Origin of the sequence: Methylophilus sp., assembly GCF_052437885.1 — a bacterium.
In the GTDB taxonomy this organism is placed as follows: domain Bacteria; phylum Pseudomonadota; class Gammaproteobacteria; order Burkholderiales; family Methylophilaceae; genus Methylophilus.
In genome coordinates, this window is record NZ_JBQVPB010000003.1 from 306,337 (window position 1) to 330,182 (window position 23,846).

Consider the following 23,846-nt stretch of genomic DNA (forward strand, 5'->3'; position numbering starts at 1 on the left):
GCGCTTGCTGTCGTCAGGCTGCTTGAATGTTTAACTGAACGATAAAAACTATGCATAAAACACAATTTGAACAATACCAGGGCAAAGTGGCTTATAAACGTGCCACATCAGAACCGGCCTGGGTGCGCTGGGCGCTGATCATTACGGCATTGCTGTTTCTGGCCTTATTCCTGCTGATCCCGCTGGCTGCGGTCTTTTCAGAGGCCTTGCGTAAAGGCTGGGGTGTCTATCTGGCAGCCATTACCGATTCAGATGCCTTGTCGGCCATGAAACTGACGCTGATTGCCTCTTTAGTCGCGGTGCCGTTGAACCTGGTGTTCGGTGTGGCGGCAGCCTGGGCCATCACCAAGTTTGATTTCCGTGGCAAGAGCTTTCTGATCACGCTGATAGACCTGCCATTTGCGGTGTCGCCGGTGATCGCTGGTTTGATCTTTGTGCTGATATTCGGCCTGCAGGGCTGGTTTGGCGAATGGCTGATAGATCATGATTACAAAGTGATCTTTGCCGTGCCCGGCATTATTCTGGCCACCATTTTTATCACCTTCCCGTTCGTCGCCCGCGAGCTGATCCCGTTGATGGAAGCACAAGGCAAGGAAGAGGAAGAAGCGGCACTGGTGCTGGGCGCTTCCGGCTGGAAGATACTCTGGCATGTGACCCTGCCAAATGTGAAGTGGGGGCTGATCTACGGCGTGATCCTCACCAATGCCAGGGCCATGGGTGAATTCGGTGCGGTATCGGTAGTGTCCGGGCATATCCGCGGCATGACCAACACCATGCCATTGCATGTAGAGATCCTCTACAACGAATACAACTATGCGGCAGCGTTTGCAGTGGCCTCACTGCTGACCTTGCTGGCACTGGTAACGCTGGTTTTGAAAACCTATGTCGAATGGCGGGCATCACATGATGCAGCAACACAGGAAAAGGAAGTGACGGTTTAATATGGGCATCACCATACAACAGATTAGCAAGGGTTTTGGTCAATTCAGCGCACTGCGTGATATACACCTGGAAGTGCCCAGCGGCGAACTGGTCGCCTTGCTCGGGCCATCAGGCTGCGGTAAAACCACACTGTTACGCATCATCGCCGGCCTGGAAACGCCGGATAGTGGCCAGGTGCTGTTTGATGGCGTAGATACCACCCACGCCGATGTGCGCGAGCGCCAGGTCGGCTTTGTGTTCCAGCATTATGCACTGTTCAGGCATATGACAGTGTTTGAGAACGTGGCCTTTGGCCTGCGTGTGCGCCCCAGTGAAACGCGGCCTTCCAATGCCGAGATCAAGAAACGCGTGCATGACCTGCTGAAACTGGTGCAACTGGACTGGCTGGCAGACCGCTATCCACCGCAGCTTTCCGGTGGCCAGCGTCAGCGTATCGCCCTGGCACGCGCCCTGGCGGTAGAGCCAAAAGTATTGTTGCTGGATGAGCCGTTCGGTGCGCTGGATGCCAAAGTGCGTAAAGACCTGCGCCGCTGGTTGCGCCGCTTGCATGACGAGCTGCATGTCACCAGCGTTTTTGTTACTCACGACCAGGAAGAGGCGCTGGAAGTCGCTGATACCATAGTGGTGATGAACCACGGACAAGTCGAGCAGGTGGGTTCACCACAATCTGTATACGACAACCCGTCTACGCCATTTGTGTATGAGTTTCTCGGCAATGTGAATGCATTTGAGACCCCGCAGGGCAAAGGTTTTGTGCGCCCATATGAGATCGCAGTCAGCCGTGAGCCGGCGTTGAACAGCATTGCCGGTGCCCTGACTTATGTGCATTCAGTCGGTTCATTGGTGCGCCTGGAGATCAAGCGTAGCGATAACGAGCAGTATGTAGATGTCGAGTTGGGCCGCGATGTGTTCAATCAGCTGAATTTCAAGCAGGGCGAGACGGTATACCTGAAACCTACGCAATTGCGCGTGTTTTAATCAGCACTAACATGAGAAAGGCGTAACGGTGATCGTTACGCCTTTTTTGTTTTCAGAACCACTTAAAATCTGATTCTTTAATCCTAAGCTTTATTTTTTGCCAGGTGGTGCGCCACCAGGGCATTGGCATGACCGTGCCCCAAACCATGGGCTGATTTGAGCAGCGTGACCAGTTCCATATGCTTGAGATCGCCCGCGTGACGCAATATATCAAACCAGTGTTCAACCGGTTGGCCATACTTTTGCTCTATCGATGGAAAGTAGGAAGCAGGGCCTTTGATCTTATCTGCGTCTGACATGCTATGCCTTGGTTTTTCTGTGAGTCATGGGATGAAAGTGGCGACTGCTTAACAGGCTTTATTTAATCACGCCACAGGCAAACCGTGCACCACCACCGCCCAAAGTTGCCGGATGGTCGGAGTGATTGTCACCGCCTACATGTACCATCAGCGCGCGGCCGCTGACATCACTCAGTTTCAGCCGCGGTGCCAGCACCGGCTGCGTGGCAGTGCCATTGGCGTTGACATAAAGCGCAGGCAAGTCGCCCAGATGGCCATCACCCCACGGCGCAGCGTGCTTGTTGCTGTTCTCCGGGTCGTAGTGACCACCGGCCGCGCCGGCGGCTGCGACTTTGCCATCTTTCTCCTTGGGCTCGCAGCTAGGGTTCTGGTGTATATGAAAGCCATGCGTACCGGCAGGCAGGCCTTGCAACTCAGGCGTAAACACCAGGCCATATTTGGTTTCAGAAATAGTGACTTTCCCCGCGTTGGCACCTGCCCCTTTTTCATCCACTACATTTAATGGCACCACGATGTCTGCCAATGCCGCACTTGAAGCAAGCGCCAGGGTGAATGCAATGATACTTTTCATATTTTCTCCTTGAGAGGAAAGCTTATTAGTAGGAAACGTTGGCACATAGTGTTTTGCCTGTGGCTAACACGATCCAGGCAAACAAATAAAAACTGTCTGCCAGTCTGATGTCAGCTGCACATGAAAAGTTCTTGGTGATCAACTTTCGGTTATTTCTCGCGCACGATATTGCCAGAGACAACATAGCGTTCTTGACCGTCAATAATCGTGGAGTAAACCTTCAGGGTGTTTAAATTAATCACCTGCGACACCTGTATCCCGGTTTTCTCCGTCCAGCTGACAAAATAAATCTGCTCTGCGACTTTGAAGCGCTGGGGTTTCTCTATGCCTTTCGCGCCTTTTTCCGGGCCCTGGATACACTGCCATGCCAGGGAGTCAGCGCCATTCACGACCACGCGGTAAACACTGCCGCCGTCATACTTGAATAGAAACCGGCCTGTATATGGCTCTTGCGCCAGTACACTACCGGCAAAACACGAGTTGAAAAAACCCAGCATGCATAAGCCCAGCATGAATAAGCGGATATATTGCAATTGTTTTGCCCTTTATAGAATCAGCCAGCTATTGACTCGGCCATCTATTGACTCGGCCATCTAAGATATGCCGAATTTCAGCCGGCGTCAAAGTCGCTGTGCTGCTTGCTGTGGCCGGGTGTCAGCCCATCAGGTCCGGGATGATATGGCCTAGCTTGGTCGACTTGGTTTGCAGGTATCTCAGGTTTTCAAGGGTAGGCTCGGTCAGCAATGGCACCTGCTGATGCACAGTGACGCCCAGGGCTTCCAGCGCGGACTTTTTACCCAGGTTATTGGTCAGCAGGCGTACAGAATCAATCTCGAAGAACGACAGCATCTCGGAAGCCGCTTCATAGCTGCGGCTATCTACCGGCAGGCCAAGCGCTTCATTGGCTTCTACCGTATCCAGCCCCTGGTCTTGCAGCGCATAGGCGCGCATCTTGTTACTCAGGCCTATGCCGCGCCCTTCATGGTTTTTCAGGTATAACACCAGCCCGTGGCCGTGTTCCTGGATCAGCCGTTGCGCATGATGCAATTGCTCGCCGCAATCGCAACGGGTAGAGGCGAACACATCGCCGGTCAGGCATTCGGAATGCACGCGTACCAGCGGGTTTTGTGAACGTGTGATGTCGCCGCAGGTCAGTGCAATATGTTCTACATCGGTACGCTGGTCATGGAACACGTGCAGATCGAAATCACCATACTGCGTAGGCAGCCTGGCGCTGGAACTATGGGTTAGGAATTGCATGTTTTTAACTGGCAAAATAGTTTAAATCTTCAATGCGTTATTGTAGCGTTTACATGCAGCTTCGTATGTTTTTTTTACGGTTAAAACCACAACGAAAAACTGGGCAGGCGTGACTATTCAGCTTGGTTTAAGCCTATTACTGTTACACTTTTAGCCATGATGGATGCTGACCAACCAGGTTTGAGGAAAGATATGCGCAAGTTTTCGACCAGCGCCCGTCGCTGGCTGCTGGCGGCTTGCCTGGCACTCGGTGTGGCTGCGAGCGGCTGGTTGATGCCACTGGCAGGTTCCGGCGAGAGCCCGGCCAGTGCCGGGCAACTGTCTGCCAAAGGCCAGATCTTAAGCCTGGAGAAAATCTCCAAATTGGCCAGGTCGTATAAAGCGGGCGAGATCCTGGAAGTGGAACTGGAGAAAAAACATGGCCGTTACATCTACGAAGTGGAGATACTGGATACGCGTAGCCAGGTTTGGGAACTGAAGCTGGATGCCAAAACTGGCCAGCTGCTAAAAATGGAACTGGATGACTGATGCGTCTGTTGCTGGTGGAAGATGATGCTTTGCTGGGCGCCAGCCTGCAACAGTCGCTGAAAGCGGCCGGTTATGCCAGCGACTGGATACAGCAAGGTGAGGAGGCCAGAGTGCAAGGCAGCCTGGAACCGTATGATGTGGCTATCCTGGACCTGGGCTTGCCGGGGCTGCCCGGCCTGCAGGTGCTGGCCGCCTGGCGCACTCTGGGCCTGAGTATGCCGGTGATCGTTTTGACTGCCCGCAGCCACTGGCAGGAGAAAGTGGAAGCCTTTAACCTGGGTGCCGATGACTATGTCACCAAGCCATTTCATATCGAAGAACTGCTGGCGCGTATTAGCGCCGTGCATAAGCGCAGTATAGGCATAGTCAGCGGTGATCTTGCCGCACAAGGCTTGCGCCTGGATGAACATACGCAGACCGTCTGGCTGGGCGCGCAGTCTTATGCCCTGACCGGCACCGAGTTCCGCCTGTTACGCTATTTCATGCTGCATCCGGGGCGCATACTGTCTAAAAGCGAGCTGACCGAACATGTGTATGCCTATGATGCTGACAAAGACAGCAATGTGCTGGAAGTGTATGTGAATCGCCTGCGCCAGAAGATAGGGGTAGACAAGATCCAGACCAGGCGCGGGCAGGGTTATGTGTTCGGCGGCAGCGAGCCTGAAAGTGCGCGCGCATGAAGTCGCTACGCCGGCAGCTCTCACTTGGCCTGACGCTAAGCCTGGTCGGCCTGCTCACCCTGCAGTGGGCAGTGGTGACATTCACCATAGACCATCTGATACAGTCGCAGATGACTGAACGCATGCAGCAGGAGGCAGAAGGCCTGCTGGCAGGCGTGACTGTCAATGCCCGCGGCCAGCCGGTACTCGAGCAGCGCCTGATGACCGCCAGTTACCAGCGCCCGTTTTCCGGTCGCTATTTTGTGCTGATGACCGATGCGGCGCATAAACTGCAGTCGCGTTCAGCCTGGGATATAGCTCTGCCGGTCACGCCTCTGACGGTAGGCGAACAGCAGGTGTCGCATATCAGCGGCCCCGAAGACCAGCCTTTGTTGCTGTTAGGTCACGGCTATCGCAAACAGCAGCGCAATATCACCATTTATGTCGCTGAAAGCCTGGTTGAACTGCAACATAGTTTGCGTGTGTTCCATGGTATCTATGGTGCACTGTCGTTGCTGGGCCTGCTGGCGCTGCTGGTTTTGCAGCGCTGGATAGTGCTGAACAGCCTGCATCCCTTGCACGAGATCAAGGAGAACCTGGCGCGTGTCGCCAGCGGTGAATTGCAGCAGATCAATGCCCGTGGCCCGGCAGAAGTGATGCCGCTGGTGAACGAGTTCAACCGCATCCTGAAAAGCGCCAGCCAGAAAAGCAAGCGTTCGCGCTTGTCCATAGGTAATCTCGCCCATGCACTCAAAACCAGGCTGGCACATCTGCAATTACTGTTTGATAGTGAATCCAGGATAGGCATCACGCAACTGCGCCAGGCCATGAAAGCCTGCGCAGAAGAGATACACCACGATGTGGAGCGTGAGCTCAAACGCGCGCGGCTGATGGGCGATGTATACAGCAGCCAGCAGACCGATCTAGAGGTCGAAGTGCCAAAATTAGTGTCTACCCTGCAAAAGATCTACAGTGAAAAACAGGTGGCCTTTGCCTGGCAGCACGATAGCCAGACCAAGCTGATGCTGGACCGCGAAGACATGCTGGAACTGCTGGGCAATCTGCTGGATAACGCCTTCAAATGGTGTAAAGGCCAGGTACAGTTAAATATCCAGGCCGAGTCGAATGTCACGGGTCAGCCCGGCATCAGTATAGTGGTGGAAGATGACGGCCCCGGCAGCAGCGCGCCGGAACTGGACAGTCTGTTGCAACGTGGCATGCGCATGGATGAATCCAAGCCTGGCAGTGGTTTGGGCCTGGCCATCGTGCAGGATATCGTGCTGCATTACCATGGCAGCATAGTGCTGGACCATTCCGCGCGGCTGGGCGGTTTGCGTATACAGTTGCGTCTGATGCCCGCTTGACGCAGGCATCAGGCGCCAGACGTGATGCGCAGATCAGAACCAGTCGCGATTGATGCTGTTCACTTTGCCGGTTTTGGCGTCGATATAGACTTCCCATTCCGCACCATTGGCATCTACGATCTCCACTTCGTAATCGTAGCCGGATTTGAATTTTCGGCGTTCCAGTTCCACCTCTTTAACCACACCGGGTTTGGCTGCTAACGCTTTAGCTTGTGCTTCTTCCCATGAGATAAAGCCAAATGCTTTTGCGGTTGCTGTCATTTTCTGGATATCGTCGCCGTCATCATCGGCCATGGCGGGTGGGCTGGCCAGCATGGTGCACAGCAGGCTGAGCATCAGCACGCGGCTGGATGTTTGCATAAGGTTATTCATCGTGATCTCCGTATTTTTAAGTTATCGAATCATCACGATAGTCTGCTTGCCTTAATTCACGCTGAATTTTGCAGGTGACTTTTGCCGCTTATCAGGGGTTATGCGTATTCATGCCAGGCAAATGCAGGCTGGGTTGATGCATTTTCAGCTGATTGAACAGCCAGCGGGTTTCCAGCAGGTTCCACACGCGCAACATGGCTTCCATATGGTCAAAAGGCTTGGTCAGGAAGTCTTTGGCACCCAGCGCCAGCGCTTTGCGGCGGGTGGCGATCGTGGCATCCGCAGTCAACACCAGTACCGGCAAGAAATCATGCGGGCCGACATGGTGCGACAACTGGTCCAGCACGGCAAAGCCATCCAGTACCGGCATCATCAGATCCAGCAGGATCAGGTCTGGCTGAAAGGCATTGACCAGGTCCATGGTTTTGGTCGGGTCTGTGGTGCTGATCACCTGCTCAAAGCCCTCTTTAGTCAGCAACTCTTCCAGCAGCCGCAGGTTGGCTTCGGCATCGTCTATGATCAGGATCTTGGAGGCGCGCAATTGTTCAATATTCATGGCGTTCAATTTTCATGGCGTTCTGTACTCACGGTCTGGGTTCTGGCAGTATTTTCAGCAGTAACTGGTTAAAGCTGGCGACATTCAACGGCTTGGTGAAATAATGGGTGATGCCAAGTGCGTTCAGGCGCTGCACGGTCTCCGGCAAGGCGTCGGCACTCAGTATCACCAGCGGTATCTCGCGCAGGTCATCGCGCCGTGACTGGATATGCTGTATCAGCGACTCACCCGAGCCATCGGGCAGGTTGAGGTCCAGTAGCAACAGGTCAGGCGTCATGTCACGCAGCCAGACCATGCTTTCCTGCAGGCTGGCGGCGATATGCAGCTTGATATGCCTGTGCTTGGTCATGATGGCTTCCATCAGGGCCTGGTTGCTGGGGTTGTCTTCCACGTACAGCATATGGCGTTTACGCGCTGGGGCGGTCGCATAAGCCTGCACATCGGGCGCTATGGCAGATTCGGCTGCTGCCTGTGTCTGCAGGTCGTCCTCGCTGGCAGGCAGGCTGAACCAGAACATGCTTTTATCTTCGGCCACGCCTATCTGGCCGCCCATGGCGTCCATTAGCTGCTTGCTCAGCACCAGCCCGAGGCCGGTGCCTTCGGTCACCGTGCGTTCTGCGCCCAGGCGGTCAAACGGCGTGAACAGGCGCGAACGCAGTTCTGCCGCTATGCCTGTGCCCTGATCCTGCACCTCGACGCGGATTTGGCCTTGCTGGCGATAGGCGCTGACGGTGACTGTGGTATTTTCCGGCCCATATTTCAGTGCATTGGCCAGCAGGTTGAGTATCACCTGCAACAGGCGTTGCCGGTCGGCGCGCACTTTCAGGCCAGGTTCAAAGCGGGTCACTATGCTCATGTCGCGCACTTTTTCCAGTGGCTTGAGGTAGTGGTAGGCTTCTTCCAGCAGGGGGTTGAGCGCGATCACCTCCATAGACATGCCGATATCACCGCTTTCTATACGCGAAATATCCAGCACCTCATTGATCAGTTTGAGCAGATGCTGGCCGGCATTGTGGATCAGAGTGGCACTGTCTTTCTGGCGGCCGTCCGGCAGGTCATTTTCCAGTATCTGCGCGAAGCCGAGGATAGCGTTGAGCGGCGTGCGCAGTTCGTGGCTGGTGCGCGACAGGAAATTGCTTTTGGCGGCACTGGCTTCTTCGGCTTCCACGCGCGCCAGATGTGCTTCCTGCGCGCTTTTTTTCAGTAACTGCGAGGCATGCTCCAGCTCCATGGTCAGTTCGCCCAGCTCATCCTGGCTGATACTGGGCAGCGCCAGCGGCTCGCTTTTAACCAGGTGGATGGCGCTGTCACGTATGGTCCTGACCCGCGCCACTATGGTTTGGGTGAACACCCATACACCCAGCAGCGAGCCGAACACCCCGGCGATCACCGCCATCAGGGTGATGCGCAGGTTACGCTTGCGCTCATAAATGACTTCTTTTTTATCCTGGTCTACGATGCGTGATTCGCGCAAACTCATCTGGTCCAGATGGGTACGCAGCTGGTTGAGCGCCGCCCCTTGCGAGCTGAATTTGCGTATCAGTTCTTCGTTGGCTTCTTTCTCGGTATTGCTGGCCAGCGCGGCCAGGTCATTCAGGTTTTTTTGTACCAGCGGGTGTATCACCAGTAGCAGTTTCTGTTGTGCCTGGTCATCCAGCCGCAGCTCCAGTGAGTTCAGCAACTGCGGCATGGCCTGCTTGGCACTTTCATAGCCGGACAGGAACTGGCTGTTATCGGTAAGCAGGTAATCGCGCACCCCGGTCGAAGCTTCCAGTAACTGGGTTTGCAGGGTCTGGATATCTTGCTGTATCTGCAAGGCATTCTGCACGCGCCGTTCCAGCAGGGCAGCCTGTTGCTCACTTTCAAAGATCAGTGCCAGCGAAGCCAGCAAAACCGTCAGCGGCAGGGTGTTGAGGATGATGCCCTTGATGGTCAAAGGCGCGTCTTGCCATAGTTGGTTCAGGTAACTGAAGATCTTCAGGTGACGGAAAGGCATGTCAGTGATCACAATCCATCACTTTTAAACCCGGCTTCTACGGCCTTGACGGCGGCCTGCGTGCGGTCATTCAGATCCAGCTTGCTGAGTATGCGTTCGATATGGATCTTGACTGTGCCGGGCGAGATGCCGAGTTTGGCGGCTAACAGGGCATTGCTGGCGCCGGAAGGTAATAAAGCGAATACCTCGCGCTCGCGTGGCGTCAGTTTTTGCATATAACTATCATCGATCACGCTGCTGGCCTGGGCCTGGCCATACAGGGCAAAACCCAGCATGCCGCACAGGCTATACAGGATCTGCAAGCTGTTCTGGCTCAAGGGGTTGCCTGTGACCAGCGCCAGCAAGCCGACTGCGCGTTGCTGGCAGGCGATAGGCAACTGGTAGCAATGGATATTCGCCTCTACTGGCGTGGGCAATGTCCACAGGCTCGGTACATATTGCGCGTGCACTTCAAAACGCACAGGCTCTTTTAGCCATTGGCCCAGCGCGCCTAGCATGGGTATGCGCGCGCCGACCGGGAAGCTCTTGCCACGCTGCGCCAGTATTTTCAGGGCGCCGCCATGTTGCTGGCTGATCAGGCCATGCTGTGCGCCGAATTGCAGGCAGATCTCATCGAGCAACCACTGCAATAACTCGGTAGACCAGCCGGAAACGAATAATTGCTGGCCGAATTTTTCGAACAGTTTGTCCTGCGCCATCTGCGCCTGGTTCTGTTTGAGGGCGCTGCGCAGGGCAAATGCACTCTCGGCTGCTGGGGTGGGGCTGTCATTCGGCATATGCCGTTAAGTATATACCGAACTACCTATATCGGTAGATTTTTTGTTGCCATGGCAGGTGCAAAATGCGAACCATGATGAATCAGTTAAAACACAAACGAAATATGAATGTCCAACCAACAATGACAAGGAGAAACAACATGCGTAACGTATATGCTGCAGTATTAATGGTATTTGGTCTGGTAGCTGTGTCACCAGTACATGCACAAGATGAAGAAGTGGCAGTGGAATCTAAAGTGCATCATCAGCAGTTTCTGAGCAAACGCCCTTACCAGGCACCAGTAGTGGTGGCGAACAAGGCTGATGCTGAACAGGGCTGGGTAGGTGCTTCAATGACAGCGGGTCAGGAGCAGAAAGAAAAACACCTGCAATTATTGAGAATGCACTCTATCGGCAAGCGTCCGCTGTAGTCAGAGTCGCGTAAGGTTGCTGGCACATAATGTTGCCAGGCCTTATGCAGGACGCATCAAGGCTAAGGCTAAGATCAAATGATAAAGGAGTATGAAATGAGCAGATTATTATTGGTATTATTGGTTTCATTCGGTTTGCAGGCGAATGTTCATGCAGATGAAACACAAGCGCAGGATAATGATGTACGTACTTTGCATCACAAGAACTTCAGCAGCCAGCGTCCTTACAGCAAAACACCTGTTGCCAAACAGCAGAGTGCTGAAGATAAATGGGAAGGCGCAGGCATCGTGACTGACAAGCCGGACAAAGGGTTTGATAAACACCAGCAACTGCGTTTAAACTTTATCGGCAAACGTCCTTACGTTGCTGATACACCCAGAGACTGATTGTAAAGCCAGTTCAGTTTTAAAAGTTCTCACTACCCCGCACGCGTGCGGGGTTTTGTGTATGTGGCATAATTAGAAAATTAATTATAATTAACGATAATAATATAACCAAAAATTGTTTCATTTGTGAAGGAAAAACACTATGTCCGCTGCACCATCAAGGTCGAATTTTTTCGACCTGTTTAAGCATTTTAACCGGGACTTGCCGGCTTCTATCGTCGTGTTCTTTGTCGCGCTGCCGCTGTGCCTGGGTATTGCGCTGGCTTCTGGCGCGCCATTGTTCTCAGGTGTGATCGCCGGCATAGTCGGCGGTATCGTCGTCGGCCTGGCCAGTGGCTCGCAACTGGGGGTGAGTGGCCCGGCTGCCGGTCTGGCGGTGATCGTGATGGCCGCGATAGGCAATCTTGGCTCTTATGAAGTGTTTCTCGCCGCTGTGGTGTTGGCTGGTGTATTCCAGTTTTTACTCGGGCAGTTCAAGGCCGGGTTCATCGCCTATTTCGTGCCTTCCTCAGTCATCACCGGCATGCTGACCGGCATTGGTTTGCTGATCATACTCAAGCAGATCCCGCATGCCTTTGGTTACGATGCTGATTTCGAAGGTGACGAGTCATTTGATGCATTTGACGGCCACAATACCTTCAGCGATATCTTGCAGGCATGGGACTTGCTGACGCCAGGCGCGGTGCTGATCGCTGCGGTTTCTTTCGCCATCCTGATCCTGTGGGACACCGTGCTGACCAAAAAACACAGGGTATTCCAGTTGCTGCAAGGGCCTATCGTGGTGGTGCTGGTCGGTATCCTGTTCAACATCGCCTTTATGCGCGGCTGGTTGAATTTCACGCTGGCAGAAGACCAGATCGTACGTTTGCCGGTGGCGGGTAGCCTGGGCGAGTTCACCAGTTTCTTTACCCACCCCGATTTCAGCCAGATCGCGCAACCGCTGGTGATCAAAACCGCTCTGGTCATGGCGATAGTCGCCAGTCTGGAGACCCTGCTGTGCGTAGAAGCAACTGACAAGCTGGATGTATTAAAACGTGTGACACCGACCAACCGTGAGCTTAAGGCGCAAGGGCTGGGCAATATCGTATCCGGCCTGATCGGCGGTTTACCCGTCACCCAGGTGATAGTGCGCAGTAGTGCCAATATCACTTTTGGCGCGCAAACCAAAGTCTCTGCCATCCTGCATGGTTTCTGGTTATTGTTGAGTGCCATCACCATCGCCAGCTTTCTCAACCTGATCCCGCTGGCCAGCCTGGCGACTATTTTGATCATGGTCGGCTACAAACTGGCTAAACCCAGCCTGTTCAAGCAACTTTATGCCCTGGGTTGGGAACAGTTCATTCCGTTTATTGCCACCATAGTGGCGATCGTATTCACCGATCTGCTGACCGGGATAGGCCTGGGTTTAGTAGTGGCGATCTTTTTCACCCTGCACCACAGCTATCGTAACTCGCATTACATCAAGCAGACACGCACCACTAAAGATGGTCAGGACGTGTACGAGCTGGCGTTGGCCGAAGAAGTGTCTTTCTTTAACAAGGCCAGCATCCTGGAAGTGCTGGAAGCGATCCCGCCGAATAGCAAGGTCATCATCGATTGCACCAACAGCAAAGCGATCGCCTACGATGTGGTGGAGTTCATCCATGGCTACCAGCAACATGCCAAGCTGAAAAACATCACCGTAGAGACCATTGCGTTCAACCCGCCCAAGCATCTGCTAGGTCATTAAGCAGAAGCAGGCGCATTAGTCAGAAGCAGGGCCCGGGTGCCCTGCCTATACAATAATTCATTAGAGGATATAGCATGTACAAACACCCATTACTGGACCGTGACAAAATGACACCGCGTGAAGCGCTGGATATACTGATAGAAGGTAACCGCCGTTTTACCTCAGATGTCGAAGATGAAAAAGACTTCAAGGCACTGATACAGATCACCAAGGACAAGCAGCATCCGTTCGCCTCTTTCCTCAGTTGCAGCGATTCGCGTGCACCGGTAGAGTTGCTGTTCGATCAGGCACTGGGTGATATCTTCAGTGTGCGCCTGGCTGGTAATATCGCCTCAGACAAAGCCATGGGCAGCCTGGAATTCGCCAGCAAATACCTGGGCAGCAAACTGATCGTGGTCATGGGCCATACCTCTTGCGGCGCGGTGAAAGCCGCATGTGATGACTTTAAAGATGGCCATATCGGCGAGATCATCAACCTGATCAAACCGGCGATCCGTCATGAAAAAAGCGTGACCGATGCAGCACAACGTAATTCCAAGAACCCTGACTTTGTAGAAAAGATCAACGAATTAAGTGTCAGGTACCAGATAGATACCATCATACGCAGCAGCGATATCGTGGATGACATGATACAAAGCAAGCAGATCGCCATCGTCGGTGCCATCTACGACATCTCTAACGGCAAGGTAAAATTCCTGGATGATACTTACGTCGGCTAGTTCAGCGTCGTTTAGTCCAAGAGTAGCGTATGAATAAAAAAGCCGATGTTCACATCGGCTTTTTTATGCATCTATTTTTTTACTGGTGGCCTTCTTTGGCCAGGTTGATACTGTATTTGGGGATCTCCACCGTCACATCGGCTTCCTGCAGAATAGCCTGGCAGGAGAGGCGCGAGAAGGGCTGCAAGCCCCAGGCGCGGTCCAGCATGTCTTCTTCGTCTTCTTCAATCTCGTTCAGGGTCTTAAAGCCTTCGCGCACCACGACATGGCAAGTGGTACAGGCGCAGACACCGCCACAGGCGCTGTCGATATCAATATCATGATTATGTAGCGCGTCACAGATTGAGGTGCCTTGCGCAGCCTCTATCACTGCGCCTTCTGGGCAGAGTTCAGCGTGCGGAAGTATGGTGATTTTAGGCATATTACAGTTCCAGTGAGTCCAGGTTTTTACCCGCGAGGGCTTTTTGTACAGAGGCGTCCATGCGTTTGGCGGCAAAGTCTTCAGTCGCATGGTTCAATGCTTCGGTGCCATGTTTGATGGCCAGGCTGTCGCTGCCCTGGCACAAGCTGTGCAAGGCATCCAGATGCGCCTGTATGCTGTCACGCTCTGCCTGGGTGAGCAAGGTGGCGCCATCTTCAGCCAGCGCCGCCTGTATCGCTTCTATCAGGCGTTGTGCATCGACAGTGGCTTCACGCAACATGCGTGCGGCCTTGTCACTTTCGGCGGCGCCGAATGAATCCCTGAGCATGCTGGTGATCTGGTCTTCATTCAGGCCATAAGAGGGCTTGACCGTGATATTGGCTTCAACGCCGCTGGTCTGCTCGCGCGCAGTGACAGAAAGCAGGCCATCAGCATCGACCTGGAAAGTCACGCGTATGCGTGCGGCACCGGCCGCCATGGCCGGGATGCCACGCAACTCAAAGCGGGCCAGTGACCTGCAATCGGCGACCAGTTCACGTTCACCTTGCACCACGTGTATCGCCATTGCGGTCTGGCCATCTTTATAGGTGGTGAAATCCTGCGCGCGCGCGATCGGCAGCGTCGAGTTGCGGGGAATGACTTTTTCCACCAGACCACCCATGGTTTCCAGTCCCAGTGACAAAGGCGTCACATCCAGCAGCAACAGGTCTTCTTCGCTGCGGTTGCCGGCCAGCACATTGGCCTGTATCGCGGCGCCCAGGGCAACGACTTTGTCGGGGTCGAGATTGGTGAGCGGCTCCTGCTGAAAGAACGCCTGCACTGCATGGCGTATATGTGGCATGCGCGTGGCGCCACCTACCAGCACCACGCCATTGATGTCTTGCACGCTCAGGCCGGCATCGCGCATGGCTTTGCGGGTAGGGCTCAAGGTCTTGCTGACCAGATTGTCGGTCAGGCTGATAAATTGGGTCACGGTCAGCGTTTCATCAACCAGCGCACCATTGCTGAGTTTGCACAGGATATTCGCTTCATGATTGTCGGTCAGCCATTCTTTGGCCTGGCGCGATTTGGTCAGCAGCAAGCGCGTGTCGCCCTCAGTCAGCGGCTTGAAGTCGTCCGTTTTGCTGCGCACCTGGTCCAGCACCCAGCAATAGATACGGTGATCGAAATCATCACCGCCCAGCGCTGAGTCCCCGTTGGTGGCGAGGACTTCAAAGATGCCTTTGCTCAGACGCAGGATAGAGATATCGAAGGTGCCACCGCCAAGGTCATAAATCACATAAATGCCTTCGGCGGCATTATCCAGGCCGTAGGCGACCGCAGCAGCAGTGGGCTCGTTCAGCAAACGTAATACATTCAGGCCTGCCAGTCTGGCGGCATCTTTGGTCGCCTGGCGTTGCGCATCGTCAAAGTAAGCTGGTACGGTGACTACCACGCCTGTGAGTTCGCCGCCCAGGGCTTTCTCGGCGCGTATCTTCAACGTTTTCAGGATATCAGCCGAGATCTCTACCGGGCTTTTCAGGCCGGCCCGGGTTTTCAGCTCCAGTATGCCTTGCGAAGAAGCATTCTCGACAAAATGGTAAGGAATATGCGCTCTGTCGGTGATATCGTTTAAAGCGCGGCCCATAAAGCGTTTGACCGAGACTATGGTATTGACCGGGTCCTGGCTTTGCGCTGCCTGTGCCTCGTGGCCAACGATGACTGCATCCTGCAGATAACGCACCACGGAAGGCAGCAGGGCATGGCCATGCTCATCATGCAGTACCGTACTCATGCCGCTGCGCACCGTCGCCACCAGCGAGTTGGTCGTGCCCAGGTCTATGCCTGCCGCCAGCTTGTGCTGGTGCGGGGCAGGGGACATACCGGGTTCGGAAATCTGTAATAAGGCCATGAAACTTAATCTTCCAACTGAGCGATCAATGCATGCACATCACCACTCACTTTATCAATAAACTGCAGTTTGCGGACTGTCATGGCGGCCTGGTCAGGCGCCTGGGTGATCTGGTCTGCCACCAGCTGTTGCAGGGCTTGCGCTTGCGCTTTCATGTCTGCCAGCAGCGCATCCAGCGCGGCGATATCTTTGGCAAACCTGGCATCGTCCATCGCTTCGCGCCATTCCATCTGCGCCATCAGGAAATCAGCAGGCATGGCGGTGTTATTCTCTTCGTCAGTCGTGACCCCCGCCAGTTGCAATAAATACCTGGCGCGCGCGGTCGGCTGTTTCAGTGTCCTATAAGCTTCATTGGCTAAAGTGGCTTGTTGCATGGACTGCATGCGCTCTGCCGCAGAGGCATTCACAAACCGGTCCGGATGCACTTCAGCCAGCAATTTACGGTAGTTTGTATCCAGCGTCGCTGGCTCGATATCGAACTGCTGTGGCAGCTGGAACAAGGCAAAGTAATTTTGCATGGTGAGCAATGGAAGCAAAAAAGATTATGCGAGGTCTGGCGTTAAGTCAGACCAGGCCAGCAGTGATAGCAGCAACTCAAAACCCGGCTTAAACCGTGAATGACTCGCCGCAACCACACTCATCTTTCACATTCGGGTTGTTGAACTTGAAGCCTTCGTTCAAGCCCTCCTTGGTGAAATCCAGCTCGGTGCCATCGATATACACCAGGCTTTTCGGATCTACGATCACTTTCACCCCATAACTTTCAAACATGCTGTCTTCCGGCTGCATGTCATCGACAAATTCCAGTGTGTAAGCCATGCCGGAACAGCCGGTGGTTTTCACGCCCAGGCGCAAGCCTATCCCCTTGCCACGGTTGGCCAGGAATTTTTCTACGCGTTGAGCTGCAGTTTCTGTCAGGGTGATCGCCATCTTATTTACCTTGTTTGGATTTCAGGTCAGCAATCGCAGATTTAATCGCATCTTCTGCCAGCACTGAGCAGTGGATCTTGACTGGTGGCAACGCCAACTCTTCAGCAATGGCCGAATTCTTGATTTCCTGCGCCTGGTCCAGTGTCTTGCCTTTTAACCATTCGGTCACCAGTGAGCTGGAAGCGATCGCAGAACCGCAACCATAAGTCTTGAACTTGGCGTCTTCGATCACGCCAGCCGTATTGACCTTGATCTGCAGCTTCATCACGTCGCCGCAAGCCGGTGCACCCACCATGCCGGTGCCTACCGTAGGGTCGTTTTTATCCAGAGAACCAACGTTACGTGGGTTTTCGTAGTGGTCCAGTACCTTGTCGCTATATGCCATTTCACACTCCTCGAAAAATTAAAATGCTTCACAAACTCTGCGTTGGTTCGGCTTGCCGTACTAAACGTACTGTCTGCGCCTCACCGCCTTGATTTTGTTTCGCCTTTTAATTTTTAATTAAATTGCCTATGTTTCCTAAAAATCTTGGTTAGCAGCACCAACTTCGGCTTGCCGCCTTGATTTCGTATCGCGTTTTAATACATCAAAAAATTGAAGATCTGATTGTCTGGCAAGGCGGAGGATAGCGCCGTTTAGTTTTTCTAAACAAGCTATCTGACAACGCCGCCAGGCGGTCAGAGATCAATTTTTAATGTTCGGCCCATTCTACTTTGGACAGATCAATGCCGTCTTTAAACATCTCCCACAATGGCGAGAGTTCACGTAACTTGTCGATCTTGCTCTTGAGCAGGTTGATCGTGTAATCCACATCGGCTTCGGTAGTGAAGCGGCCTATGCTGAAGCGGATAGAGCTATGTGCCAGCTCATCTGAACGGCCTAATGCACGCAAAACGTAGCTAGGCTCCAGGCTGGCTGAAGTACACGCAGAACCAGATGACACCGCGATGTCCTTGATCGCCATGATCAGTGACTCGCCTTCAACAAAGTTGAAGCTGACATTGAGGTTATGCGGTACGCGGTTGTCCAGGTCACCGTTGACGTAAGTTTCTTCTATATCCAGCAGGCCGTGCAGCAGGCGGTCACGCAAGATGCGGATACGCTCGTTCTCACTGGCCATTTCTTCACGTGCGATGCGGAAGGCTTCGCCCATGCCGGCGATCTGGTGGGTAGCCAGGGTGCCGGAACGCATGCCGCGCTCATGACCGCCGCCGTGCATTTGCGCTTCAATACGGATACGTGGCTTGCGACGCACGTATAGTGCACCTATGCCTTTAGGACCATAGGTTTTGTGCGCAGAAAAGCTCATCAGGTCGACTGGCAGTTTTTCCAGGTCTATCACCACTTTGCCGGTTGCTTGCGCGGCGTCTACGTGGAAGATCACATTATTGGCACGGCAAACATTGCCCAGTGCTTCAATATCCTGGATCACGCCGATCTCGTTGTTCACCAGCATGATGGAAGCCAATACTGTATCAGGGCGGATAGCGGCCTTGAACGTCTCTATATTGATCAGGCCATCCGCTTCTGGTTGCAGATAGGTGGCTTCGTAACCTTCACGCTCAAGTTCACGCACGGTATCCAGTACCGCTTTGTGTTCAGTCGCTGCCGTGATGATGTGCTTGCCTTTGCCGCCGGCATAAAAGTGGGCGGCGCCTTTGATGGCCAGGTTGTTCGACTCGGTGGCGCCCGAGGTCCACACGATCTCGCGTGGGTCGGCATTCACCAGTTTGGCCACTTCTTCACGTGCGTTCTCAACCGCTTTTTCGGCTGTCCAGCCATATGGATGGCTGCGTGAAGCAGGGTTGCCATAGTCTTCGGTCAAAAAAGGGATCATGATTTGCGCAACACGCGGGTCTACCGGTGTGGTCGCAGAGTAATCCAGGTAAATCGGCTTTCTATCAGACATGTTTCATGCTCTTTCAATAAAAATCTTATGCCGCAACGGCACTTAATCCTTTTAAGCGTTTCACTTCTTGCTGCAACGCTTTTAAAAATCCCTGTATTTCAGCTTCGCTATTGCTGTCACTGACGCTGACGCGCACTGCACCGCGTGCCAGGTCTGCTTCTACACCCATAGCCAGTAATACATGGCTGGGTTCTGTGCTGTCACTGGAACAGGCTGAACCGCTTGCCACGGCAAAGCCGGCTTTATCCAGTGCCGTTACCAGCGTTTCACCCTCGATATTGGGGATGGCAAAAAAACTGGTGTTAGGCAACCTGCTGGCCTGCTGGCCAAACATAGTCGCACCCAATGCCTGCAGGCCGGCTTCAAGCTGCCCACGTAAGTTAGTTTGGGTCGCGCTACGCGTTTTCAATGTCTCTACTGCTATTCTGCAAGCTGCCGCAAAGCCTACGATACCTGCCACATTCTCGGTGCCACTGCGCAGGCCACGCTCCTGGCCACCTCCATGCAGCAGCGGGGCGATATCCACGCGCTTGTCCAGTATCAGAGCACCTACACCCACCGGGCCACCTATCTTGTGGCTGGAGATGGTCATGGCACTGACACCCAGCGCACTAAAATCTACCGCCAGCTTGCCAAATGCCTGTACTGCATCGGTATGGCACAAGGCACCATGCGCTTTTGCCAGTGCAGCGAGTTCGGCGATCGGTTGTAGCGCACCAGTCTCATTGTTGGCCAGCATGGCTGAAACCAGGCCGGTGCGGGTTGATAACTTTTGTTCGGCATCTGCCAGGTCTATCACACCGTTTGCATCGACCTGCAGCGTTTGCACCTGCCACTGCTGCCAGGCTAAGGATAGTGCCGGGCGCGATACGCAAGGGTGCTCAATGGCACTGACCAGCAATTGCGCAGGCGCCAGGTTGGCCGCTATGCCTTTGATGGCGAAGTTATTGGCTTCGGTGCCACCTGAGGTAAACACCACCTGTGATGCCTGCACACCTACACAGTCCGCGATCTGTTTTCTGGCTGCTTCAACCGCATCGCGGGCATTGCGGCCAAATATGTGGCGGCTGGTGGCGTTGCCTGTTGTTTCAGTCAACCACGGCAGCATGGCCTGTAAAACCTGAGGTTTCAAGGCGGTTGTGCTGTTATGGTCAAGATAAACCGTGCTCATGCGTATCTGTTCAGCCTTAAGCTGCAAGTGTGGCGTCAGAACCACATTTGCGTGGTGAAAAATGCACGGTGCCCGCGCCTTTTTTCTTCTGCATCTCAACCATGTCGGCCAAACTCACGCCAGACAGGTAATCCAGTATCTTGCCATTCAGCGAAGCCCAGAGTTCGTGTGTCATGCAGCGACCTTCATCATGGCAATCTTCATTGCCGCCACACTGGGTAGCGTCTATCTGCTCATCCACTGCGGTAATAATGTCAGAGACTGATATCTCGGCATGCGCCTTGGCGATGCGGTAACCGCCACCTGGGCCACGTACACTGGAAACCAGGCCTTGCTTGCGCAACCTGCTGAACAACTGTTCCAGGTAGGAGAGGGAGATACTCTGACGTTCGCTGATACCAGCCAATGTGATCGGTTTGTCAGCCTCATAAAGCGCTATGTCCAGCATGGCTGTGACTGCAAAACGTCCTTTAGTGGTTAATCGCATCTATGTAACACCTTTTAAAACAGACTCAAATTGTATAATAACCTACTAATTTAGTCAATTATTATGGGCGAAAAGTTCAACGATTAAATCCTGCTGCAACCCGCATGGCTATTGGTGTTGGGAATGGTTCTTATTCAGGTTTCTTGGCGAAAGCTTCACCGACACCAGACTCGGTTTCGGCATCACTGAGCTTGGCTAGCTGCGCTTTCAGTTCTGCCAGTTCTGCTTCCTGTTTGTGCGCATGGTCTAGCAGGCTGTTGATGGCATTGATCATGGGGTCATTCTCATCGTTGCCGACGGCATAGGCGCTAAAACCCATTTTTTGCGCCGCATTTTGCCGCTGCTTGGTTTTTTCTTCTTCCAGGATACGCGCCGGGATACCGACTGCTGTCGCCCCTGGTGGCACATCTTTGACCACGACGGCATTGGAGCCTATCTTGGCATTTTTGCCTATGGTGATAGGGCCCAGCACTTTCGCACCGGCACCTATCACCACGCCGGTTTCCAGCGTCGGGTGGCGTTTGCCTTTATTCCAGCTGGTGCCGCCCAGGGTGACGCCGTGATACAAGGTGCAGTCATCGCCGATAATGGCGGTTTCACCTATCACCACGCCCATGCCATGATCGATAAACACGCGGTGACCTATCACTGCGCCGGGGTGTATCTCTATGCCGGTGATCCAGCGCGCGAAATGCGATAACAGGCGACCGAACCAGTATAGGCGGTGGGTCCATAGCCAGTGGCTGAGGCGGTGGATGATCAGGGCGTGTACGCCCGGATAAGTCGTCAGGATCTCAAAATGGGTGCGTGCCGCGGGGTCGCGGTCAAACACAATCGAGATATCTTCTTTGAGGTGATCAAACATGCGCGCATTATGCCATAAGTTGTTGCGACTACTGCAAAGCCGGCGCTGGCCTGTCGCAAGGTCGCGCCCGCAGCAGCCAGGCTGCCCGGTGGATCACGCGCAACCATAAACTGGCTGCGCTCGGCGTGATGGCCTAGCTTGAGTGGCTAATATTTGTCATGCTTTTTAGGGTTGACCGACAGCGTGAGTATGCCGCGCAGCAGATTCACCTCTTCTTTTTCCAGCCGGGTGCGGCCGTATAAACGGCGCAGGCGCTCAAACAGTTTTTTTGGCGCGCGCGGGTTGATATAGCCTATGTGTTCCAGCACTTCACGCATATGCTCGTAAAAGCGTTCCAGCTCATCTTGTGTTGCCAGCTCGGCAGGTTTTTCCTGATAATGCAGTTCACCGCTGGTCATCGCCATACGCACTTCATAACTCATGATCTGCACCGCCTGGGCCAGGTTGAGCGAAGTGTATTCCGGGTTGGCGGGAATGGTGGCCAATACATGGCACAGATCAGCTTCAGCGTTGCTGAGTCCGCTCATCTCGGTGCCGAAGACCAGCGCGACCTGGCTGTGCCCGGCAGTGGTGTTCACCACTTGTGCCGCTTCACGCACTGTCATCACCTGTTGCGACAGTGAGCGCTCCTTGCCGCTGACACCGATCACAAACTGGCAGTCGGCCAGCGCTTCTTCCAGCGTTTGTGTCACCACCGCATCTTCAAGTACGCCGGCTGCATTCACCGCCAGTGAGGTCGCCTCAGGGTCGGGGAAGTGTTTGGGTCGCACCAGGTAAAGACGGTCCAGCCCCATGGTTTTCATGGCGCGGGCAGTCGAGCCTATGTTGCCGGGATGGCTGGTCTGGCAAAGTACAACACGGATATTCTTAAAGAGGCTGGTCATGGGTCTGGCTGCTTGAGGTCATAAAACTGAGGCCTAATCATTCAATTCATTTTGTGAACGCATGATTAAACGTTAAAATGCTATTTTATCAGTTGAACCTCCCAAACACAGCATGCATCCTACCCTAAATGTCGCCATTCGCGCCGCGCGTGAAGCAGGCAAAATCATTAACCGTGCCGCCCAGGATATTGGCGCCTTAAAAATCGAGCAAAAGGATACCAACGACTTCGTCAGCGAAGTCGACCGCGGGGCTGAACAAGCGATCATCGATATCTTGAAAGATGCCTATCCAAAACATGGTTTTTTTGGGGAGGAGAGTGGTAAAACCAATTCTGAAGCAGAAAGCATCTGGATTATCGATCCCCTGGATGGCACCACCAACTTTTTGCATGGTTTCCCGGCTTACTGTATTTCCATTGCTCTGCAAGAAAAAGGCGTGCTCACACAAGCGGTTATTTATGACCCGGTGCGTAATGACCTGTTCACTGCCACCAGAGGCAGCGGTGCATTTTTGAATAATCGTCGTATCCGTGTGACGCAGCGTGCCAGATTACAAGAAGCTTTGCTATCTACTGGCTTCCCGTTCAAGGATTTCAGCTACCTTGAAACCTATATCAATATTTTCCGCGACATGGCCAAGAAGACCTCAGGTCTGCGCCGTCCAGGCTCTGCGGCACTTGACCTGGCTTATGTAGCGGCAGGCTTTTCTGATGGTTTCTTTGAGATCAACCTGTCACCCTGGGATATTGCTGCCGGCGCTTTGCTGGTGCAGGAAGCGGGCGGGATAGTCGGCGATTTTGAAGGTAACGAGAGCTGGTTGCGCACTGGCAATATTGTCGCGGCCAACCCTAAGGTGTTTGGGCAGATGTTGCAGGTGATCGCGCCGCATTTGACGGAGCGGATCAAGACACCGACATTGGAGGCGTAAGTCTGGTCAGTGTTGGAAAAAACCCGGATAGTGATATCCGGGTTTTTTTATGGATGGCTTGGGCGCGAAGCTGGCTCGCCATGTAAGGACGAATTAAGGCACGGTGGGTGACTGACGTGGTTTCATTCGAGGGTTTGTGATGTATGTGCTGTGAGGTTTTGATTGGTGTTTTTGGGTGGTTCAGCACTTTGTTTCAGTGCTCGATTTCAGCATTTTATTTCGCCCCTCGGCGAGTTACTTTTCTTTGCTTGCCCAAAGAAAATGTAACCAAAAGAAAGGGCACCCTAGCTTCCGCTTGTTTCCTGCGTTGCTCACCTCAGGACTTTCGTCCGTTGCTTTGCCGGACTTAGGCATAAGCGGTCACGAAACTCGCCCTAGCGGCCTGCACAGAACGCAGGCCACCGCGGAGCTCAGACAATCGCTCCCTTCCTCCTTATTTTGACTCCGCTACTCGGCGCGTCAGATAGGGGCCCGTTTAAAACCACCACGTTTAGATGTTGGTGAAGCTCAAACTGCACAGGGCGCTTAGTAACCCTCTTAACTTCCAAGATTAAAACCAACCCACCCACCAATTCTTTTGGTTTGTTGGTGGGTTTTGTTTCATTTTGGTTTTTTGTTTTGTTTTATTTCACTGGTCGCGCGGGAATAAATGCGGCGGGTCTCGTTTAACTAAGAGCGTGTGGTTTTAACGGGCCCCTATCTGACGCGCCGAGTAGCGCAGTCAGCGTGGGAGGGGTCGGCCAGCGTCTGTTCGAGTTCCGCGGTGGCTTGCGCAGTGTGCAAGCCGCTAGGGCGAGTTTCGTTGGACGCCCA

The 23,846-nt window shown here is 53.7% G+C and carries 28 protein-coding genes; 10 read left to right on the plus strand and 18 right to left on the minus strand.

Features of this window, described 5'->3' with window-relative positions:
• Positions 1–50 precede the first annotated feature (50 nt).
• Both cysW and ACT6RZ_RS04710 read left to right on the plus strand, forming a co-directional pair.
• Positions 51–941: a sulfate ABC transporter permease subunit CysW gene (gene cysW / locus ACT6RZ_RS04705; protein WP_444701029.1), complete on the plus strand. Its 891-nt coding sequence runs from the start codon at positions 51–53 to the stop codon at positions 939–941.
• A gap of 1 nt (position 942) precedes the next feature.
• Positions 943–1,920, plus strand: coding sequence for a sulfate/molybdate ABC transporter ATP-binding protein (locus ACT6RZ_RS04710; RefSeq protein ID WP_444701030.1), 978 nt, complete (start codon positions 943–945; stop codon positions 1,918–1,920).
• An 83-nt stretch (positions 1,921–2,003) separates the two neighbouring features.
• Here ACT6RZ_RS04710 and ACT6RZ_RS04715 read toward each other — a convergent pair whose 3' ends face one another.
• The 4 genes from ACT6RZ_RS04715 to ribA form a co-directional block, all read right to left on the minus strand.
• Entirely contained in the window at positions 2,004–2,219 is a 216-nt protein-coding gene (locus tag ACT6RZ_RS04715) for a DUF4287 domain-containing protein (RefSeq protein WP_442586071.1), read from the minus strand.
• 58 nt (positions 2,220–2,277) lie between these two features.
• Positions 2,278–2,790 carry a superoxide dismutase [Cu-Zn] SodC gene (gene sodC, locus ACT6RZ_RS04720; RefSeq protein WP_444701031.1) on the minus strand — a complete coding sequence of 171 codons (513 nt, stop codon included), beginning with the start codon at positions 2,788–2,790 and terminating at the stop codon, positions 2,278–2,280.
• Positions 2,791–2,939: 149 nt separating this feature from the next.
• Positions 2,940–3,323, minus strand: coding sequence for a phenolic acid decarboxylase (locus tag ACT6RZ_RS04725; RefSeq protein WP_444701032.1), 384 nt, complete (start codon positions 3,321–3,323; stop codon positions 2,940–2,942).
• Between the two features lie 121 nt (positions 3,324–3,444).
• Positions 3,445–4,050, minus strand: a complete 606-nt coding sequence (ribA, locus tag ACT6RZ_RS04730) for a GTP cyclohydrolase II (protein ID WP_444701033.1) — start codon at positions 4,048–4,050, stop codon at positions 3,445–3,447.
• 192 nt (positions 4,051–4,242) lie between these two features.
• Here ribA and ACT6RZ_RS04735 point away from each other — a divergent pair, with 192 nt between their 5' ends.
• The 3 genes from ACT6RZ_RS04735 to ACT6RZ_RS04745 are packed head-to-tail and all read left to right on the plus strand — an operon-like array spanning position 4,243 to position 6,601.
• Positions 4,243–4,578, plus strand: a complete 336-nt coding sequence (locus ACT6RZ_RS04735) for a PepSY domain-containing protein (protein WP_444701034.1) — start codon at positions 4,243–4,245, stop codon at positions 4,576–4,578.
• Entirely contained in the window at positions 4,578–5,258 is a 681-nt protein-coding gene (locus ACT6RZ_RS04740; protein ID WP_444701035.1) for a response regulator transcription factor, read from the plus strand. The genes ACT6RZ_RS04735 and ACT6RZ_RS04740 overlap by 1 nt, the downstream gene beginning before the upstream one ends.
• Positions 5,255–6,601 carry a sensor histidine kinase gene (locus ACT6RZ_RS04745; protein ID WP_444701036.1) on the plus strand — a complete coding sequence of 449 codons (1,347 nt, stop codon included), beginning with the start codon at positions 5,255–5,257 and terminating at the stop codon, positions 6,599–6,601. Before ACT6RZ_RS04740 ends, ACT6RZ_RS04745 begins: the two co-directional genes overlap by 4 nt.
• Before the next feature lie 33 nt (positions 6,602–6,634).
• Here the strand turns inward: ACT6RZ_RS04745 and ACT6RZ_RS04750 are convergent, their stop codons facing one another.
• The 4 genes from ACT6RZ_RS04750 to ACT6RZ_RS04765 all read right to left on the minus strand — a co-directional run bounded on the left by ACT6RZ_RS04750 (position 6,635) and on the right by ACT6RZ_RS04765 (position 10,301).
• Positions 6,635–6,961: a PepSY domain-containing protein gene (locus tag ACT6RZ_RS04750; RefSeq protein WP_444701055.1), complete on the minus strand. Its 327-nt coding sequence runs from the start codon at positions 6,959–6,961 to the stop codon at positions 6,635–6,637.
• Positions 6,962–7,064: 103 nt separating this feature from the next.
• A complete protein-coding gene (locus ACT6RZ_RS04755) occupies positions 7,065–7,529 on the minus strand; it encodes a response regulator (RefSeq protein WP_444701037.1) in 465 nt (154 codons plus the stop codon).
• Positions 7,530–7,557: 28 nt separating this feature from the next.
• Positions 7,558–9,525: an ATP-binding protein gene (locus ACT6RZ_RS04760; protein WP_444701056.1), complete on the minus strand. Its 1,968-nt coding sequence runs from the start codon at positions 9,523–9,525 to the stop codon at positions 7,558–7,560.
• Positions 9,526–9,533: 8 nt separating this feature from the next.
• Entirely contained in the window at positions 9,534–10,301 is a 768-nt protein-coding gene (locus ACT6RZ_RS04765) for a LuxR C-terminal-related transcriptional regulator (protein ID WP_444701038.1), read from the minus strand.
• A 140-nt stretch (positions 10,302–10,441) separates the two neighbouring features.
• Here ACT6RZ_RS04765 and ACT6RZ_RS04770 point away from each other — a divergent pair, with 140 nt between their 5' ends.
• From ACT6RZ_RS04770 to ACT6RZ_RS04785, 4 genes are all read left to right on the plus strand, one after another.
• Complete coding sequence (locus ACT6RZ_RS04770) at positions 10,442–10,711, plus strand: hypothetical protein (protein WP_444701039.1); 270 nt, start codon at positions 10,442–10,444, stop codon at positions 10,709–10,711.
• A gap of 96 nt (positions 10,712–10,807) precedes the next feature.
• Complete coding sequence (locus ACT6RZ_RS04775; protein WP_444701040.1) at positions 10,808–11,098, plus strand: hypothetical protein; 291 nt, start codon at positions 10,808–10,810, stop codon at positions 11,096–11,098.
• 142 nt (positions 11,099–11,240) lie between these two features.
• Positions 11,241–12,827 carry a SulP family inorganic anion transporter gene (locus ACT6RZ_RS04780; RefSeq protein ID WP_444701041.1) on the plus strand — a complete coding sequence of 529 codons (1,587 nt, stop codon included), beginning with the start codon at positions 11,241–11,243 and terminating at the stop codon, positions 12,825–12,827.
• Between the two features lie 74 nt (positions 12,828–12,901).
• Complete coding sequence (locus tag ACT6RZ_RS04785) at positions 12,902–13,546, plus strand: carbonic anhydrase (RefSeq protein ID WP_444701042.1); 645 nt, start codon at positions 12,902–12,904, stop codon at positions 13,544–13,546.
• 79 nt (positions 13,547–13,625) lie between these two features.
• Here the strand turns inward: ACT6RZ_RS04785 and fdx are convergent, their stop codons facing one another.
• The 10 genes from fdx to ACT6RZ_RS04835 form a co-directional block, all read right to left on the minus strand.
• On the minus strand, positions 13,626–13,967 hold the full coding sequence (gene fdx / locus ACT6RZ_RS04790) for an ISC system 2Fe-2S type ferredoxin (RefSeq protein WP_444701043.1): 342 nt from the start codon (positions 13,965–13,967) through the stop codon (positions 13,626–13,628).
• Position 13,968: 1 nt separating this feature from the next.
• A complete protein-coding gene (gene hscA / locus ACT6RZ_RS04795) occupies positions 13,969–15,858 on the minus strand; it encodes a Fe-S protein assembly chaperone HscA (protein ID WP_444701044.1) in 1,890 nt (629 codons plus the stop codon).
• 5 nt (positions 15,859–15,863) lie between these two features.
• Complete coding sequence (hscB, locus tag ACT6RZ_RS04800; protein WP_444701045.1) at positions 15,864–16,376, minus strand: Fe-S protein assembly co-chaperone HscB; 513 nt, start codon at positions 16,374–16,376, stop codon at positions 15,864–15,866.
• A gap of 88 nt (positions 16,377–16,464) precedes the next feature.
• Positions 16,465–16,788 carry an iron-sulfur cluster assembly protein IscA gene (iscA, locus tag ACT6RZ_RS04805; RefSeq protein WP_379055016.1) on the minus strand — a complete coding sequence of 108 codons (324 nt, stop codon included), beginning with the start codon at positions 16,786–16,788 and terminating at the stop codon, positions 16,465–16,467.
• Between the two features lies 1 nt (position 16,789).
• Positions 16,790–17,173, minus strand: coding sequence for a Fe-S cluster assembly scaffold IscU (gene iscU, locus ACT6RZ_RS04810; protein WP_379055018.1), 384 nt, complete (start codon positions 17,171–17,173; stop codon positions 16,790–16,792).
• Between the two features lie 307 nt (positions 17,174–17,480).
• On the minus strand, positions 17,481–18,698 hold the full coding sequence (locus tag ACT6RZ_RS04815; RefSeq protein ID WP_444701046.1) for an IscS subfamily cysteine desulfurase: 1,218 nt from the start codon (positions 18,696–18,698) through the stop codon (positions 17,481–17,483).
• A gap of 25 nt (positions 18,699–18,723) precedes the next feature.
• Positions 18,724–19,869: a cysteine desulfurase family protein gene (locus tag ACT6RZ_RS04820; protein WP_444701047.1), complete on the minus strand. Its 1,146-nt coding sequence runs from the start codon at positions 19,867–19,869 to the stop codon at positions 18,724–18,726.
• Between the two features lie 16 nt (positions 19,870–19,885).
• Positions 19,886–20,356 (minus strand): Rrf2 family transcriptional regulator, encoded by a 471-nt coding sequence (locus ACT6RZ_RS04825; protein ID WP_444701048.1) that lies wholly within the window; start codon positions 20,354–20,356, stop codon positions 19,886–19,888.
• Positions 20,357–20,486: 130 nt separating this feature from the next.
• A complete protein-coding gene (gene cysE, locus ACT6RZ_RS04830) occupies positions 20,487–21,221 on the minus strand; it encodes a serine O-acetyltransferase (RefSeq protein WP_444701049.1) in 735 nt (244 codons plus the stop codon).
• A 146-nt stretch (positions 21,222–21,367) separates the two neighbouring features.
• Positions 21,368–22,105 carry an RNA methyltransferase gene (locus tag ACT6RZ_RS04835; RefSeq protein WP_444701050.1) on the minus strand — a complete coding sequence of 246 codons (738 nt, stop codon included), beginning with the start codon at positions 22,103–22,105 and terminating at the stop codon, positions 21,368–21,370.
• A gap of 112 nt (positions 22,106–22,217) precedes the next feature.
• Here ACT6RZ_RS04835 and ACT6RZ_RS04840 point away from each other — a divergent pair, with 112 nt between their 5' ends.
• Positions 22,218–23,033, plus strand: a complete 816-nt coding sequence (locus ACT6RZ_RS04840) for an inositol monophosphatase family protein (RefSeq protein ID WP_444701051.1) — start codon at positions 22,218–22,220, stop codon at positions 23,031–23,033.
• Positions 23,034–23,846: the final 813 nt, after the last annotated feature.